This window comes from Acidovorax sp. SRB_24 (assembly GCF_012931925.1).
Window position 1 is genome coordinate 42,953 of sequence record NZ_MWOM01000007.1, and the last position, 12,965, is coordinate 55,917.

14 protein-coding genes are annotated in these 12,965 nt (G+C 69.2%); 7 read left to right on the forward strand and 7 right to left on the reverse strand.

Features of this window, described 5'->3' with window-relative positions:
• Positions 1-260: 260 nt before the first annotated feature.
• A complete protein-coding gene (locus tag B2J89_RS03880) occupies positions 261-1,178 on the reverse strand; it encodes a DMT family transporter (RefSeq protein ID WP_169167914.1) in 918 nt (305 codons plus the stop codon).
• A 112-nt stretch (positions 1,179-1,290) separates the two neighbouring features.
• Between B2J89_RS03880 and minC the strand changes: the two genes are divergently transcribed.
• Genes minC through minE form a run of 3 tightly spaced genes read left to right on the forward strand, consistent with a single transcriptional unit; the run spans position 1,291 to position 3,178 of the window.
• Positions 1,291-2,040 (forward strand): septum site-determining protein MinC, encoded by a 750-nt coding sequence (gene minC / locus B2J89_RS03885; RefSeq protein WP_169167915.1) that lies wholly within the window; start codon positions 1,291-1,293, stop codon positions 2,038-2,040.
• Between the two features lie 49 nt (positions 2,041-2,089).
• A complete protein-coding gene (minD, locus tag B2J89_RS03890; RefSeq protein WP_169167916.1) occupies positions 2,090-2,905 on the forward strand; it encodes a septum site-determining protein MinD in 816 nt (271 codons plus the stop codon).
• Positions 2,906-2,911: 6 nt separating this feature from the next.
• On the forward strand, positions 2,912-3,178 hold the full coding sequence (gene minE / locus B2J89_RS03895) for a cell division topological specificity factor MinE (protein ID WP_169167917.1): 267 nt from the start codon (positions 2,912-2,914) through the stop codon (positions 3,176-3,178).
• Between the two features lie 66 nt (positions 3,179-3,244).
• On the opposite strand, the gene B2J89_RS03900 is transcribed toward minE, so the two are convergent.
• Positions 3,245-3,688: a flavin reductase family protein gene (locus B2J89_RS03900; RefSeq protein ID WP_169167976.1), complete on the reverse strand. Its 444-nt coding sequence runs from the start codon at positions 3,686-3,688 to the stop codon at positions 3,245-3,247.
• A gap of 158 nt (positions 3,689-3,846) precedes the next feature.
• On the opposite strand from B2J89_RS03900, the gene B2J89_RS03905 reads away from it, so the two are divergent.
• On the forward strand, positions 3,847-4,629 hold the full coding sequence (locus B2J89_RS03905) for an alpha/beta fold hydrolase (RefSeq protein ID WP_169167918.1): 783 nt from the start codon (positions 3,847-3,849) through the stop codon (positions 4,627-4,629).
• A 61-nt stretch (positions 4,630-4,690) separates the two neighbouring features.
• Here the strand turns inward: B2J89_RS03905 and B2J89_RS03910 are convergent, their stop codons facing one another.
• On the reverse strand, positions 4,691-6,043 hold the full coding sequence (locus B2J89_RS03910) for a D-amino acid dehydrogenase (protein ID WP_169167919.1): 1,353 nt from the start codon (positions 6,041-6,043) through the stop codon (positions 4,691-4,693).
• Positions 6,044-6,167: 124 nt separating this feature from the next.
• Here B2J89_RS03910 and B2J89_RS03915 point away from each other — a divergent pair, with 124 nt between their 5' ends.
• Together B2J89_RS03915 and B2J89_RS03920 are read left to right on the forward strand one after the other, a co-directional pair.
• Entirely contained in the window at positions 6,168-7,076 is a 909-nt protein-coding gene (locus B2J89_RS03915) for a LysR family transcriptional regulator ArgP (protein ID WP_169167920.1), read from the forward strand.
• Positions 7,077-7,174: 98 nt separating this feature from the next.
• Positions 7,175-7,789, forward strand: a complete 615-nt coding sequence (locus tag B2J89_RS03920) for a TetR/AcrR family transcriptional regulator (protein WP_169167921.1) — start codon at positions 7,175-7,177, stop codon at positions 7,787-7,789.
• 109 nt (positions 7,790-7,898) lie between these two features.
• Here B2J89_RS03920 and B2J89_RS03925 read toward each other — a convergent pair whose 3' ends face one another.
• From B2J89_RS03925 to B2J89_RS03935, 3 genes are all read right to left on the reverse strand, one after another.
• On the reverse strand, positions 7,899-8,321 hold the full coding sequence (locus B2J89_RS03925) for a universal stress protein (protein WP_169167922.1): 423 nt from the start codon (positions 8,319-8,321) through the stop codon (positions 7,899-7,901).
• Between the two features lie 81 nt (positions 8,322-8,402).
• Positions 8,403-9,248: a metallophosphoesterase gene (locus B2J89_RS03930; protein ID WP_169167923.1), complete on the reverse strand. Its 846-nt coding sequence runs from the start codon at positions 9,246-9,248 to the stop codon at positions 8,403-8,405.
• A complete protein-coding gene (locus tag B2J89_RS03935; RefSeq protein WP_169167924.1) occupies positions 9,214-10,203 on the reverse strand; it encodes a LysR family transcriptional regulator in 990 nt (329 codons plus the stop codon). The genes B2J89_RS03930 and B2J89_RS03935 overlap by 35 nt, the downstream gene beginning before the upstream one ends.
• A 122-nt stretch (positions 10,204-10,325) precedes the next feature.
• Here B2J89_RS03935 and B2J89_RS03940 point away from each other — a divergent pair, with 122 nt between their 5' ends.
• Complete coding sequence (locus B2J89_RS03940) at positions 10,326-10,607, forward strand: hypothetical protein (RefSeq protein WP_169167925.1); 282 nt, start codon at positions 10,326-10,328, stop codon at positions 10,605-10,607.
• Positions 10,608-10,818: 211 nt separating this feature from the next.
• On the opposite strand, the gene B2J89_RS03945 is transcribed toward B2J89_RS03940, so the two are convergent.
• Complete coding sequence (locus tag B2J89_RS03945) at positions 10,819-12,681, reverse strand: phosphoenolpyruvate carboxykinase (GTP) (protein ID WP_169167926.1); 1,863 nt, start codon at positions 12,679-12,681, stop codon at positions 10,819-10,821.
• Positions 12,682-12,965: the final 284 nt, after the last annotated feature.

Genomic DNA, 12,965 nt, shown 5'->3' on the forward strand with positions numbered 1-12,965 from the left:
TTCCAGCAAAAGCGCAAGCAGAGTCGTGCACGGGATGCGGCGAGAAACGATCTGCATGCCGGCAAAAGCGCCTATTGTCGCCAGTTGCCTTGCCAGCCCCCGCTGGAGGGGCACAGAGGGGTCCACCCGGCGTGTGGGCGGCTGTACCCCCGCATCGGGCCTGCTGCGGCCGGCGGCGGGGAAATGGTTGCTATCAATCCAGGAGCTTCTTGGGCTTGCCCATCAACGGCTGGAGGCGTTTTCTCTCCATTCCGGCGCCATCATGCGGCGGCCGGCCGGCGGTTGACCAGAACAATGCCTGACGCCACCAGTGCCAAGGCCACCAGCAGCCCCGGCGTGGCGGGTTCGCCGAGCCAGCCTGCGCCGAACAGCAGCGCACACACGGGCGTGAGAAACACGAACACCGAGATCCGGGTGGCCGGGTAGTGCGCCAGCATCCACATCCACGCCAGGTAGCTGACAAAGGCGCCGACCAGCGCCTGCAGCAGCAGCGATGCCCACGCAAAGGCGCTGAGGTCGAGGCTCCAGCGCTCGCCCAGCGCCAGCGACAGCAGCGGCAACGCGGCCGCGCTCACCGCCACCTGGTAGAGCAACTGCTTCTCGGGGGCCGTGCGCCCCAGCGGCGTGGCGCGGATCACCGCCGTGGTCAACGCCCACAGCAGCCCGCCCAGCAGGCCCAGCGCGTCGCCCAGCCAGGCCAGGGCCGGGCGCTGGCCGCCCAGCAGTCCGTCGCCCAGCGCCAGGCCCACGCCGGCAAAGGCGGCAGCCAGGCCCAGCCACTGGCCGCCGTGCAGCCGCTCGCCCGGCACGAAGCGCGGCAGCAGCAGCGCGACCCAGAAAGGCGCGCAGTACAGGAACACCGTGAGCCGCGAGGCCGTCGTGTAGTGCAGCCCGACGTAGATGCAGGCGAATTCGGCGGCGAACAGCGCCCCGGCGAGCAGCCCGGCGGCCGCCGAGCCGGCCGGGTCGCCGCGGTGGCCCAGGCGCACGCCGCGCCACAGGCACCACGCGGCCACGGCCGCGGTCGCGATGGCAAAGCGCACAAAGGCCTGGAACACCGGCGCCACCTCGGCCACCGTGACCTTGACCAGCACCTGCTGGAAGCCCCAGAACAGGCAGCAGCCCAACAGCAGGGCGATGGCGAGGGCGTCGAGGTGGCTTTTGCGCGGGGAAGGCATGGGGCATTATCCAAGCGCCTCGGGCCGCTGCCGCGCCGCTCACGGACACGCCCGGACACGGGACCTGGGCGGGCGCACGGTACACTTTGCGGCTTTCGAATACCACAAATCCATGGCCGTTGACACGGTGCGCGCCGCGCACACCAGCTTTGACCTCAAGAGCGCCTCGCTGCCGGTGGTGGCCGTGGTGCTCAAGTCCGCCGACGCTGCGCTGCTGGCCACCGACCTGGCCCAGCGCATGGCCGACGCCCCCGATTTTTTCGACAACGACCCCGTGCTGATCGACCTGGCGCCGGTGCGCGAGGCGGACGAGGCCATAGACTTCCCGGCCATCGTGGCGCTGCTGCGCCGCTTCCACACCGTGCCGGTGGCAGTGCGAGGGGGCAGCCCCGCGCAGATGGCGGCAGCGCTGGCCGCCGGCCTCACGGCCGCGCCCGAGGCGCCGCCCGCGCGGGCCGAGCCCACCGAACCGCCCGAGGTGGTCCACGAAGTGCACGAGGTCGAGGTGGTGCGCGAGGTGCCCGTGCCGGGCCCCGGCACCGTGGTGGTCGACAAGCCGCTGCGCTCGGGCCAGCAGGTCTATGCGCGCGGCGCCGACCTGGTGGTGCTGGCCGTGGTCAGCTTTGGCGCCGAGGTGATCGCCGACGGCAACATCCACGTTTACGCACCGCTGCGCGGCCGCGCCATCGCCGGCGCGCGCGGCAACACCGGCGCGCGCATCTTCACCACCTGCATGGAGCCGCAGCTGGTCTCCATTGCCGGCATCTACCGCACCACCGAGGTCGCCATTCCTGCCGACATCGTGGGCAAACCGGCCCAGGTGCGCCTGGAGGGCGAGAAGCTGCTCATCGAGCCGCTGTGAGCCCCCCGCATTCCGATTTTCTGAACCAACCCAAAGGGATTTGCAACACATGGCCAAAATCGTCGTCGTGACCTCCGGCAAGGGTGGCGTGGGCAAAACCACCACCAGCGCCGCATTTGCCTCGGGCCTCGCCTTGCGCGGCCATAAGACCGCCGTGATCGACTTTGACGTCGGCCTGCGCAACCTCGACCTCATCATGGGCTGCGAGCGGCGCGTGGTGTACGACATCATCAACGTCATCCAGGGCGACGCCAACCTGCACCAGGCGCTGATCAAGGACAAGAACAGCGACAACCTGTTCGTGCTCGCGGCCTCGCAGACGCGCGACAAGGACGCGCTGACCCAGGACGGCGTGGGCCAGGTGCTCAAGGACCTGGCGGCCATGGACTTCGACTTCATCGTCTGCGACTCGCCCGCCGGCATCGAGAGCGGCGCGCTGCTGGCGATGCACTTCGCCGACGAGGCCCTGGTGGTGACCAACCCCGAGGTGTCGTCGGTGCGCGACTCCGACCGCATCCTGGGCATGCTGGGCTCCAAGACCCAGCGCGCCATCGACGGTGGCGAGCCGATCCAGGAGCACCTGCTGATCACGCGCTACAACCCGGGCCGCGTCGAAGACGGCCACATGCTCTCGCTCGACGACATCCAGGACATCCTGCGCATCAAGCTCATCGGCGTGATCCCCGAGTCCGAGGCCGTGCTGCAGGCGTCCAACCAGGGCCTGCCCGCGATCCACCTCAATGGCACCGACGTGGCCGAGGCCTACAAGGACGTGATCGACCGCTTCCTCGGCGAGGACAAGCCGCTGCGCTTCACCGACGCGCAAAAGCCCGGTTTCTTCAAGCGCATTTTCGGTGGGAGGTAAGCCGCCATGTCCCTGCTGTCCCTGCTCCTCGGAGAAAAGAAAAAGACCGCCAGCGTCGCCCGCGAGCGCCTGCAGATCATCCTGGCGCACGAGCGCAGCGGCCGCAACGCTGCCGCGCCCGACTACCTACCCGCGCTGCAGCGCGAGCTGCTGGCCGTGATTTCCAAGTACGTGTCGATCAACGCCGACGACATCAAGGTGCACCTGGAGCGCCAGGACAACCTCGAAGTGCTCGAAGTCAAGATCGAGCTGCCCGAGACCGCGCGCGGATAGCTTGGGGCCAAAATGGCCTCAAACGCTTTCTGGCAAAGCGCTTGCAGCTATTGAAGCAATAGCAGTCTAGAGCGGGTGCTCGGTATAGAAGCGCCCGCCGTGGTACAGCAGCGGCGGCACGCCGGCCTGGTGCGTGCAGCGCTCGACCTCGCCGACGAAGATCACGTGGTCGCCCTCTTCGTGGCGGCTGCGGTTGAAGCACTCGAACGTGGCCAGCGCGCCTTCGAGCAGCGGCGCGCCGTTTTCGCCCGGCGTGTGCGCCACGCCGGCCCAGCGGTCCACGCCGCGCATGGCAAAGCGCTCGGCCAACGGCTTCTGGTGCGCCGCCAGCACGTTGATCGCATAGTGCGCACCCGCGGCAAACACCGGCAGCGACGCGGCCTTGCGCGCCAGGCTCCACAGCACCAGGGGCGGCGTGAGCGACACCGAATTGAAGGAATTGGCCGTGAGCCCGGTCAGCTGGCCCTCGGCGCTGCGCGCCGTGACGATGGTCACGCCGGTGGCGAACATGCCCAGGGCCGCGCGAAATTCGCTGGAGGAAAAACTGGGCGGGCGGAGCAGGGCAGAACGGGGCACGGGAGAGGGGGCGGAAGTGGGGCAGTCGCAGGCGGGGCCGGCTATTATGGTCCGGGCACCGAAACGCTGCAGCGCACCGCGCCCCCCACCACATGTCCATGCTTCCCACCTTCACCTCCCTGGGCTCGGGCGCCGCGGTGCTCATGCTGCACGACGCCGACGGCGGGCACCTGAGCTTTGCGCCCCAGGTGGAGACGCTGGCGAGCGCCGGCTACCGCGCCGTCGCCTGGGACATGCCGGGCTACGGCCACAGTGCCCCGATCGAGCCCTACGGTTTCCAAGGCCTCGCGCAGCGCTGCCTGGCGCTGATGGACCTGTTGCAGCCCACCACCGCGCTGACCCTGGTGGGCCACGGCCTGGGGGCGATGCTGGCGCTGGAGGTGGCGCTGCGCCACCCGGCGCGCGTGCGCCGGATGGTGCTGTGCGCCGGCGGCCCGCCGCTGGACGCGGCGGCCGTGCGCGACTGGGTGGCGCCGCGCCTGCAGGCGCTCGACGCGGGCCACGGCATGGAGCAGATCGCGCAGACGCTGGTGCCGCAGGGCATCGGCCCGGGCGCGCTGCCCGAGGGCGTGCGGCTGGCCAGCCACGCCATGGCGCAGGTGCACCGCGCCACCTACCGGCGCGCGCTGCAGGCGCTGGTCGCGTTCGACCGCCGCGCGGCGGCGCTCTCGCGCCTGCACCTGCCGGTGCTGCTGCTGGGCGGCGCTCATGACCGCTGCACGCCCCCCGAGGCCCTGCAGGCGCTGGCCCATGTGCTGCCCGATGCGCGCCATGCCAGCCTGCCCCAGGTCGGCCACTGGCCGCAGCTCGAAGATCCCGACGGCTTTGACGCCGCGCTGCTCGACTTCCTGGCCCGCCGGCGCACGCTGCACTGAGGCAGGGCGGCGGCGCGCCGCGTGCCGATGCCCGCAAGAGACCGCAGACCGCGTGTGGCGCCTACGCCGGCATGCGCGTGCGCTGCGGCGGCACCGGCGCCCGGTCCATGCCCAGGAAGCCGAACTGCATGGCAGGGCGCTCGCCGCTGATCAGCTCGGCCAGCGCCTTGCCCGAGCCCGCGCCGTGCGTCCAGCCCAGCGTGCCGTGGCCGGCGTTGACCCAGAGCCGGTCCACGCGCGTGCGGCCAATGTAGGGGATGTTGGTCGGCGTCGCCGGGCGCAGGCCGGCCCAGTACTGCGGATCGCCGCCCTGCTCGGGCGTGCGCGTGTCGCAGACGCCGGGCAGGATTTCCTCGATGCGGCGCGACAGCATGTGGCAGCGCGCGCGCGCCACCGGCGTGTCGAGCGAAAGGTCGTAGCCGCCCAGCTCGATGGTGCCGGCCACGCGCAGCACGTTGCCCAGCCGGCTCATGGCGATCTTGCGGCCGTCGTCGATGGTCGAGACCAGCGGCGCGCCCTCGGGGCGCAGCAGCGGGAAGGTGGCGCTGTAGCCCTTGCCGGGGTAGATCGGCAAGTCCACGCCGACGCCGCGCAGCAGCGGCGCGCTGTAGGAGCCGCAGGCCACGACCACGGCGTCGGCCTTCAGGGCCTGGTGTTTGGAATGTTTTTGGCCTCCAGCGCTTTCCTGGTGTGCGCTGGTAGCTACGAATTCAATAGCATTGCCGGTTTTGTTCAGGCGCAGCACGTCGTGGCCGTAGAGGAACCGCACGCCGCGCTCGGCACAGCGCCGGGCCAGCGCCTGCGTGAACACGCGCGCATCGCCGCTTTCGTCGGTGCTGGTGTAGGTGCCGCCCGTGATGTGCGCGCCGTAGGCGCGGAACGCGGGCTCGATCGCGAGCAGCTCCTCGCGGCTGACCAGGCGGCGCTGCACGCCGTACTTGCGCATCAGCTCGACGGCGTGCCCGGCCTCGTCGAAGGACTTCTGGTCGGTGTAGAAATGCGCGATGCCGCGCTCGAGCCGGTGGTATTCGATGCCGGTGGTGCGCACCACGTCCTTGAGCGCGGCGTGGCTGTAGGCGCCCAGCGCGACGATCTGCTGCACGTTGCGCTCGAAGGCCGCGTCGTTGCACTGCGCGAGGAACTGCAGGCCCCAGCGCCACTGCTGCCAGTCGAGCTGCGGGCGAAACAGCAGTGGCGCCTCCTTGTCGAACATCCACTTGAGCGCCTTGAGCGGCGCCTCGCGGTTCGCCCAGGGCTCACAGTAGCTCACCGAGATCTGCCCGGCGTTGGCGAAGCTGGTCTCGAGCGCGGCGTCCGGCTGGCGGTCGACGACGGTGACCTCGTGCCCGCGCTCGAGCAGGTGCCAGGCCGTGCTGATGCCGATGATGCCGGCGCCCAGAACAATGGTTTTCATGGGGCGCAGTGTGCGACACATTGCCGGGCGCCAACAGCAAAATTAAACTTGTTCTAAAAGCATCAGTTGCTCTAATAGAGTAGCCGAGCCCGCTCTCCCTGTTCCTTCCCTGACCTGGCCTGCCATGAGTTCCTACGATCCCACCGCCCTCGAATGCCTCGCCGCCATCGTTGAAGAGGGCGGCTTCGAGCGCGCCGCGCAGCGCCTGAACGTGACCCAGTCGGCCGTGTCGCAGCGCCTGCGCGCGCTGGAGACGCAGGTCGGCTCGGTGCTGATCGTGCGCAGCCGCCCGCTCAAGCCCACCTCGGCGGGCCAGCTGCTGCTCAAGCACACCAAGCAGCTGCGCCTGCTGCGCGCCGACCTCGAACGCGATCTGCAGGACCTGGCCCCCAGCGCGCCGGGCGGCGGCCGCGAGGACGAGCGCATCGCCATCGCCATCAACGCCGACAGCATTGCCACCTGGGCGCTGGACGCGCTGCAGGCCCTGGTGCACCAGCGGCTGCCGCTGGAGATCGTGGCCGACGACCAGGACTTCACCCAGGAGTGGCTGCGCTCGGGCCAGGTGCTCGGCTGCGTCACCACGCTCGGGCAGGCCCTGCGCGGCTGCAAGGTCGTGCCGCTGGGGGCCATGCGCTACGTCGCCGTGGCCTCGCGCGATTTCGCCCAGCAGCACCTGCCCGACGGCCTGAATGCGCACAACTTCCGCAAGGTCTCCTTCCTGTCGTTCAACCGCAAGGACGACATGCAGGCCGAGTTCGTTGCGCGCGCCTTCGGTCTCAAGCGCGTGGCGCTCAGCCACCTGTTCGTGCCCAGTTCGGAAGGCCAGGTGCGCGCGGTGGCCGCGGGCTGGGGCGCGGGCGTGGTGCCGGAGCTGCTGGTGCGCCAGCGGCTGGCCAGCGGCGAGTTCGTTGACCTGGCGCCGGGCCACGCGCTGCCCATCGCGCTGTACTGGCACTGCTGGAACCTGGAGTCGCAGGTGCTCGATGCGCTGACCCAGGCGCTGCGGGCGGGCGCCGGGCGGGCGCTGGCCTGACGGGTTGGCCGCAAGACCGGCGTGGATGCACGGCTACTGCGGGGTTGCCGATTAACCATGGCGATCTGTTTTTTGCCTGCGCTGAATAAGATAGCGCCATGACCACCGCACCGCCCCGGCGTTCCTTCAAGGAGTACATGCACCTCGCACGCGAGGAAGCCATCCTGCAGGCGACCTGCCAGCTGCTCGGCGAGAAGGCGTTCGATGCCATGACCATGGACGACGTGGCCCAGGTCGTGGGCATTGCCAAGGCCAGCCTGTACAAGCATTTCGGCAGCAAGGAGGACCTGTGCTGCGCCGCCATGGTGCAGGTGCTGGGCCGGGTGCGCGCCTACCTCGCCTCGCTCGATGGCGCCCTGGCGCCGACCGACAAGCTGCGCGCCGTGGTGCGCTGGTCGCTGGAGCGCCTGCTGGCGCAGGAGATGCCGCTGCTGCCCAGCCGCAACTCGGCACTGCGTGCGGTGCTAATGGCCGACCCGAACTACCTCGCCGGCCTGGTCGCCGTGAGCGACCAGCTCGGGCAGTGGATCACCGAGGCCCAGGACCAGGGCGCGGTCGACACCACGCTGCCGCCGCTGGCCGTGCTCTACACCCTGTACGCGCGCGCCTGCGACCCGGTGGTGGGCTTTCTCAAGGACAGCGGCCAATACCCGGATGCCGAGATCGTCGACCTCGTGCTGCGCTCCTGTTTCGACGGCCTGCGCGCGCGCTGACGCGGCACACGCCATGAAAAACGCCCGCGCAGGCGGGCGTCGGTGCGGTGCGGCGATCCACCCGCCGGCACGCAGGCCGAGGGCGGACGCCGCAGCGGGTGTCCCTGCTTCAGCGCACGATCAGCACCGGCACGCCGCTGTGTGCCAGCACCTGGGTGGTGACCGAGCCCATCACCAGCGTGGCCAGCGCGCCGTGGCCGTGCGAGCCCATGACCAGCAGGTCGAACTTGCCGTTGTCGGCCACCTTGGCGATGGTCTCGCCCACGGGGCCGACCTTGACGATGCGCTGCGGCTCCACCCCCTTGCGGCTCAGGAACTTGGACACCGGGCTGATGACCTTGTCGGCCTCATCGGCGTAGTACTTGTCCACCACGGCCTTGCCCAGCGCGGCGCGCGCGCGCGCCGGCAGCGCGGGCTGCACGGTGAGCACGCTGTAGCTGTGCGAGCCGCCCAGCAGTTCGTCGTGCGCGGCTAGGTAGGCGAGCATTTTCTTGGTGTACGCGCTGCCGTCGACAGCAAGCAGGATGTTCATGCAGTTCTCCCAATCCGATAAGTCAGTTTTACAAAAGGCGGTGGGGCTGCAGGGACCCGCTACCGCCGCGGTCGCTGGGCATCATAAGGTGACGCAGCACTGCGCCAGGAAGCGCTCCTGCTCGTTTTTGCGCGCATAGCCCAGCGGATTGGCGACCACGCGGCACTGCCAGGGGGTGCCGTCGCGGCGGCGGCCCGCCACGCTGTAGTCGCTGGGGGCGTGCAGGTGGCCATGCAGCCATAGCTGCGCGTGTTCCATCAGACCGTCGAGCGCGTTGCAAAAGCCCGCGGTGCCGGGCACCAGGCCATAGCGCGGGTCGGCGCTGCGCAGGCTGGGCGCAAAGTGGGTGATGGCCACGGTGGGCCCGTCGAAAGACGATGCCAATGCGGCGCGCAGCCACTGCTGGCAGAGAAGCCCCTGCGCGCGCACGGCGTCTGCCAGGAAGGGCTGGCCCGCGCGCGTGCCGCCGGTCTTGCGGAGGTAGAAGTTGGCGGCGCGGAACGCCTTCTCGCGCATGCGCAGGCGCCGCGCCAGGTCGGTGCAGCCCTCGTGTTCGGCGAGCGCATCGAAGTCGCTCCACAGCGTGGTGCCGACAAAGCGCACGCCGCCCAGCACGGCGGTCTCGCGCTCCAGCCAGACCAGGCCGAGGCGTTCGCAGGTGGCGCGCAAGCGCGCATGGGCGGCGTCGAAGTCCTGGGCGTCGTATTCGTGGTTGCCCGGCACGAACAGCACCGGCGTGGGCCAGCCCGCGTACTGCGGCAGCGGCGAAAAGCGCGCCAGACCGAAATCGCCATCCTGCAGCAGCGAGCTGGTCTGGTACGAGCCGATGTCGCCGGCCAGCACCAGCAGGTCGGCGCCGGGCGCGGGTTCGGGCACGAAGCCGGGGTGTACCTCAAGGTGCAGGTCGGACAGCAGCTGGATCTTCATGGGCGCCATTGTCGGCGCCGGCCGAGCGCTCCACCACGGCACGCAGCCATTCGTGCGCGGCGCCGTGGCGCCGGCGCAGGTGCCACAGCGCGTCCACATGCACCGTGGGCAGGGACAGCGGCAGCGGCCGCCAGACCAGTTCGCCTTCCAGCCCGGTGACGCCAAAGAAATGCAGCGGCAGCACGGTGAGCAGATCCGAGCGGGCGACCACACGCCCGGCGGTGAAGAACTGGTTCACAGTGAGCACGATGCGCCGCTCGCGCCCTAGCGCGGCCAGCGCCTCGTCGGTGAAGCCATACGGCCGGCCCGAAAAGCTCACCAGCAGGTGGCGCGCGGCGCAATAGGCATCGAGCGTCAGCGGCGCATGGGCCAGCGGGTGGTCCTTGCGCATCAGGCACACGTACTCGCCGTCGTACACGCGCTGGTGCGCATAGGCCACCGGTTCGCCCGCCTGCCGCTGCGCCGTGAGGTCGGTCAGCACGGCAGGAAAGTAGCCGATCGCCAGATCGGCCACTTCGTCGTCGAGCAGGCGGCGCGGGTCGCGCGTGGCCAGGGGCAGCACGCGCACCGACACGCCGGGCGCCTCGGCGGCGAGGATGCCCACCATGCGCGGCATCAGCGCCGCCGCGGTGGCGTCGGCCATCGCCAGCACAAAGGTGTTGTGTGCGAGCCGGGGGACGAACTCTGCGGGCACCAGCGCCGCTTCCAGCTGCGCCAAGGCCTCCTGCACCACCGGCCACAGCGCCAGGGCGCGCGGCGTGGGCTCCATGCCCGTGGCGCCGCGGCGCACGAGCTCGTCGTCCAGCGCCTCGCGCAGGCGGCGCAGTGCATTGCTCACGGCCGGCTGCGTGAGCGCCAGCTTGTGCGCCGCCTGCGTCAGGTTGCGCTCGGCCATGACAGCGTCAAAGACGCGCAGCAGGTTCAGGTCGAGCCGGCGAAACGCAGCAGTGGACATGCGATAACGGTATTCATGGTGTGAATGGCCATCATCACCAACCTAAAGTGGACAGATACCTGGGTAAACCCTAGGATTGACCCATCGCACCCACACAGTGCTGTTGTTTGAAGGACTCCACCATGACTTCCCTGGCCCACAACGCCGTTTTCACCTCGTATTCCGCTCCGGCCAAGACCCCGGCTCCTGCTGCCGAGCGTGTGGTGCACAGCACCGTGTTCTCGGCCTATGGCGCGGCGGAGTCTGGCGCGATCTCCCCCGCGGTGGGCCGCCTGCGCGCACGTTGGAATGCCTGGCGCGCTGCCCGCAAGCTGGCCCGCGAAGAGCGTGAACTGTGGGCGCTGGCCCAGACCGACCCGCGCATCATGACCGACCTGATCTGCGCCCTGAACCGCCAAGACTGAACGCCCGGCCCAGCGCCGCGCCACTGTCCCACCGCGCCGCGTGCGCGGTTTTTTTGTGCCCGCAGCGACCGCAGACGTTCAGAGGACCTGTGTCTTTGCCGCGGAGACCCGCGCAGAGCGGGGATTTCTGGCCCAAAAAACAGCCACCCGGCGGGTGGCTGTTGCGCGGTGGGCGGCGCGGCGCTGCTGCGCCTTGCACCGCGCTGGCGCCTCAGGCGCCGAGGCGTGCCTCGATGGCGGCGCGCGTCGCCAGCAGTTCCCGGGGCAGGCGCTCGGCCAGCTGGTCAAAGTGTGCGTCGTGCAACTTGAGTTCGTCCTGCCAGGCCGCCGTGTCGATCGCGGTGACGGTCTCGAACTGTGCGGGGCTGAAGTCCAGGCCGGTCCAGTTGATCTCCGCGTACTGCGGCGCCACGCCGAACATGGTCTGCTGGCCTGCGGCCTGGCCTTCGATGCGGTCGATCATCCACTTGAGCACGCGCATGTTCTCGCCGTAGCCGGGCCAGACGAACTTGCCGTCCTCGCCCTTGCGGAACCAGTTGGTGGTGTAGATGCGCGGCAGCGTGGCGCCGCTGGCCTGCACCTTGGTGCCCAGGTCCAGCCAGTGCTGGAAGTAGTCGCTCATGTGGTAGCCCATGAAGGGCAGCATGGCGAACGGGTCGCGGCGCACCACGCCCTGCTGGCCGGCGGCGGCGGCGGTGGTCTCGCTGCCCATGGTGGCGGCCATGTAGACGCCTTCGGTCCAGTTGCGGGCCTCGGTCACCAGTGGCACCGTGGTCGAGCGGCGGCCGCCGAAGATGAAGGCGTCGATCTTCACGCCCTTGGGGTCGTCCCAGGCCTCGTCCAGCGCCGGGTTGTTGGTAGCGGCCACGGTGAAGCGCGCATTGGGGTGGGCGGCCTTGGCGCCGGTTTCCTTGGCGATCTGGGGTGTCCAGTCCTGGCCTTGCCAGTCGATCAGGTGGTCGGGCAGGCTGCCCGTGTCCTTTTCCATGCCTTCCCACCACACGTCGCCGTCGTCGGTCAGCGCGACGTTCGTGAAGATCACGTTCTTGTCGAGGCTGGCCATGCAGTTGGGGTTGGTGTGGTAGTTCGTGCCCGGGGCCACGCCGAAGTAGCCGGCCTCGGGGTTGATGGCGCGCAGCGAGCCGTCGGCCTGAGGCTTGATCCACGCGATGTCGTCGCCGATCGTCGTGACCTTCCAGCCGTCAAAGCCGGTGGGCGGCACGAGCATCGAAAAGTTGGTCTTGCCGCACGCCGAAGGGAAGGCCGCCGCGACGTGGTACTTTTTGCCCTCGGGGTTGGTCACGCCCAGGATCAGCATGTGCTCGGCCAGCCAGCCCTGGTCGCGCCCCATGGTCGAGGCGATGCGCAGCGCAAAGCACTTCTTGCCCAGCAGCGCGTTGCCGCCGTAGCCCGAGCCGTAGCTCCAGATTTCGCGCGTTTCGGGGTAGTGCACGATGTACTTGGTCTTGTTGCAGGGCCACTTCACGTCCGTCTGGCCTGCGGCCAGCGGCGCGCCCACGGTGTGCACGCAGGGCACGAAATCGCCGTCTGTGCCCAGCACGTCGAACACCGCGCGGCCCATGCGCGTCATGATCTTCATGTTCACGGCCACATAGGCGCTGTCGGACAGCTCGATGCCGATGTGGGCAATCGGGCTGCCCAGCGGGCCCATGGAGAACGGCACCACGTACATGGTGCGGCCCTGCATGCAGCCGTCAAACAGCGGCGCCAGCGTGGCGCGCATTTCGGCCGGCGCCATCCAGTTGTTGGTCGGGCCGGCGTCTTCCTTCTTCTCTGAACAGATGAAAGTGCGGTCTTCGACGCGGGCCACGTCGCTGGGATCGGACTTGGCCAGGAAGCTGTTGGGGCGCTTGGCGGGGTTGAGCTTTTGCAGCGTGCCGGCATCCACCAGCTGCTGGCACAGGCGGTCGTACTCGGCCTCGCTGCCGTCGCACCAGTAGATGGCGTCGGGCTTGCACAGCGCCACCATGTCGGCCACCCAGGCGAGCAGGCGCGGGTGTTTGACATAGTCGGGAGCATTGAGGGCCAGGCCCTGCATGTGGGGGGAGTTCATCGGGAGCTTCCTTAAGTTGAAAAACGGTTTTTTCAAAGGAAGCGGACCGGCGGGCGCGTTACAGGCCTGCGTTGGCGCGAGCGCCAAGCGCTGCCTTTGAAAAAACAGCTTGGGCTCAGCCGGCAGGTGTGATGGCCCGGTGCTGCACCAGCGGCTGGGGTGACGATTTTATGAAGCCGTCCGGTTTTTGTCTGTCAGACAGGCGGCATATTCATGCAAACAAAGCATAACGTTATGTGGTTTCCGGCCCGCTTGTGGCCGAGAAAGCCATAAAACCGGCCGAG

What these genes read in the sequence shown, in the direction of transcription:
- B2J89_RS03930 (WP_169167923.1), bottom strand. Translation starts at nt 9,248, where the DNA reads ATGAAGATCCAGCTGCTGTCCGACCTGCACCTTGAGGTACACCCCGGC.
- B2J89_RS03940 (WP_169167925.1), top strand. Translation starts at nt 10,326, where the DNA reads ATGACTTCCCTGGCCCACAACGCCGTTTTCACCTCGTATTCCGCTCCG.
- B2J89_RS03880 (WP_169167914.1), bottom strand. Translation starts at nt 1,178, where the DNA reads ATGCCTTCCCCGCGCAAAAGCCACCTCGACGCCCTCGCCATCGCCCTG.
- B2J89_RS03925 (WP_169167922.1), bottom strand. Translation starts at nt 8,321, where the DNA reads ATGAACATCCTGCTTGCTGTCGACGGCAGCGCGTACACCAAGAAAATG.
- minD (WP_169167916.1), top strand. Translation starts at nt 2,090, where the DNA reads ATGGCCAAAATCGTCGTCGTGACCTCCGGCAAGGGTGGCGTGGGCAAA.
- B2J89_RS03915 (WP_169167920.1), top strand. Translation starts at nt 6,168, where the DNA reads ATGAGTTCCTACGATCCCACCGCCCTCGAATGCCTCGCCGCCATCGTT.
- B2J89_RS03905 (WP_169167918.1), top strand. Translation starts at nt 3,847, where the DNA reads ATGTCCATGCTTCCCACCTTCACCTCCCTGGGCTCGGGCGCCGCGGTG.
- B2J89_RS03935 (WP_169167924.1), bottom strand. Translation starts at nt 10,203, where the DNA reads ATGTCCACTGCTGCGTTTCGCCGGCTCGACCTGAACCTGCTGCGCGTC.
- minE (WP_169167917.1), top strand. Translation starts at nt 2,912, where the DNA reads ATGTCCCTGCTGTCCCTGCTCCTCGGAGAAAAGAAAAAGACCGCCAGC.
- B2J89_RS03900 (WP_169167976.1), bottom strand. Translation starts at nt 3,688, where the DNA reads ATGTTCGCCACCGGCGTGACCATCGTCACGGCGCGCAGCGCCGAGGGC.
- B2J89_RS03920 (WP_169167921.1), top strand. Translation starts at nt 7,175, where the DNA reads ATGACCACCGCACCGCCCCGGCGTTCCTTCAAGGAGTACATGCACCTC.
- B2J89_RS03945 (WP_169167926.1), bottom strand. Translation starts at nt 12,681, where the DNA reads ATGAACTCCCCCCACATGCAGGGCCTGGCCCTCAATGCTCCCGACTAT.
- B2J89_RS03910 (WP_169167919.1), bottom strand. Translation starts at nt 6,043, where the DNA reads ATGAAAACCATTGTTCTGGGCGCCGGCATCATCGGCATCAGCACGGCC.
- minC (WP_169167915.1), top strand. Translation starts at nt 1,291, where the DNA reads ATGGCCGTTGACACGGTGCGCGCCGCGCACACCAGCTTTGACCTCAAG.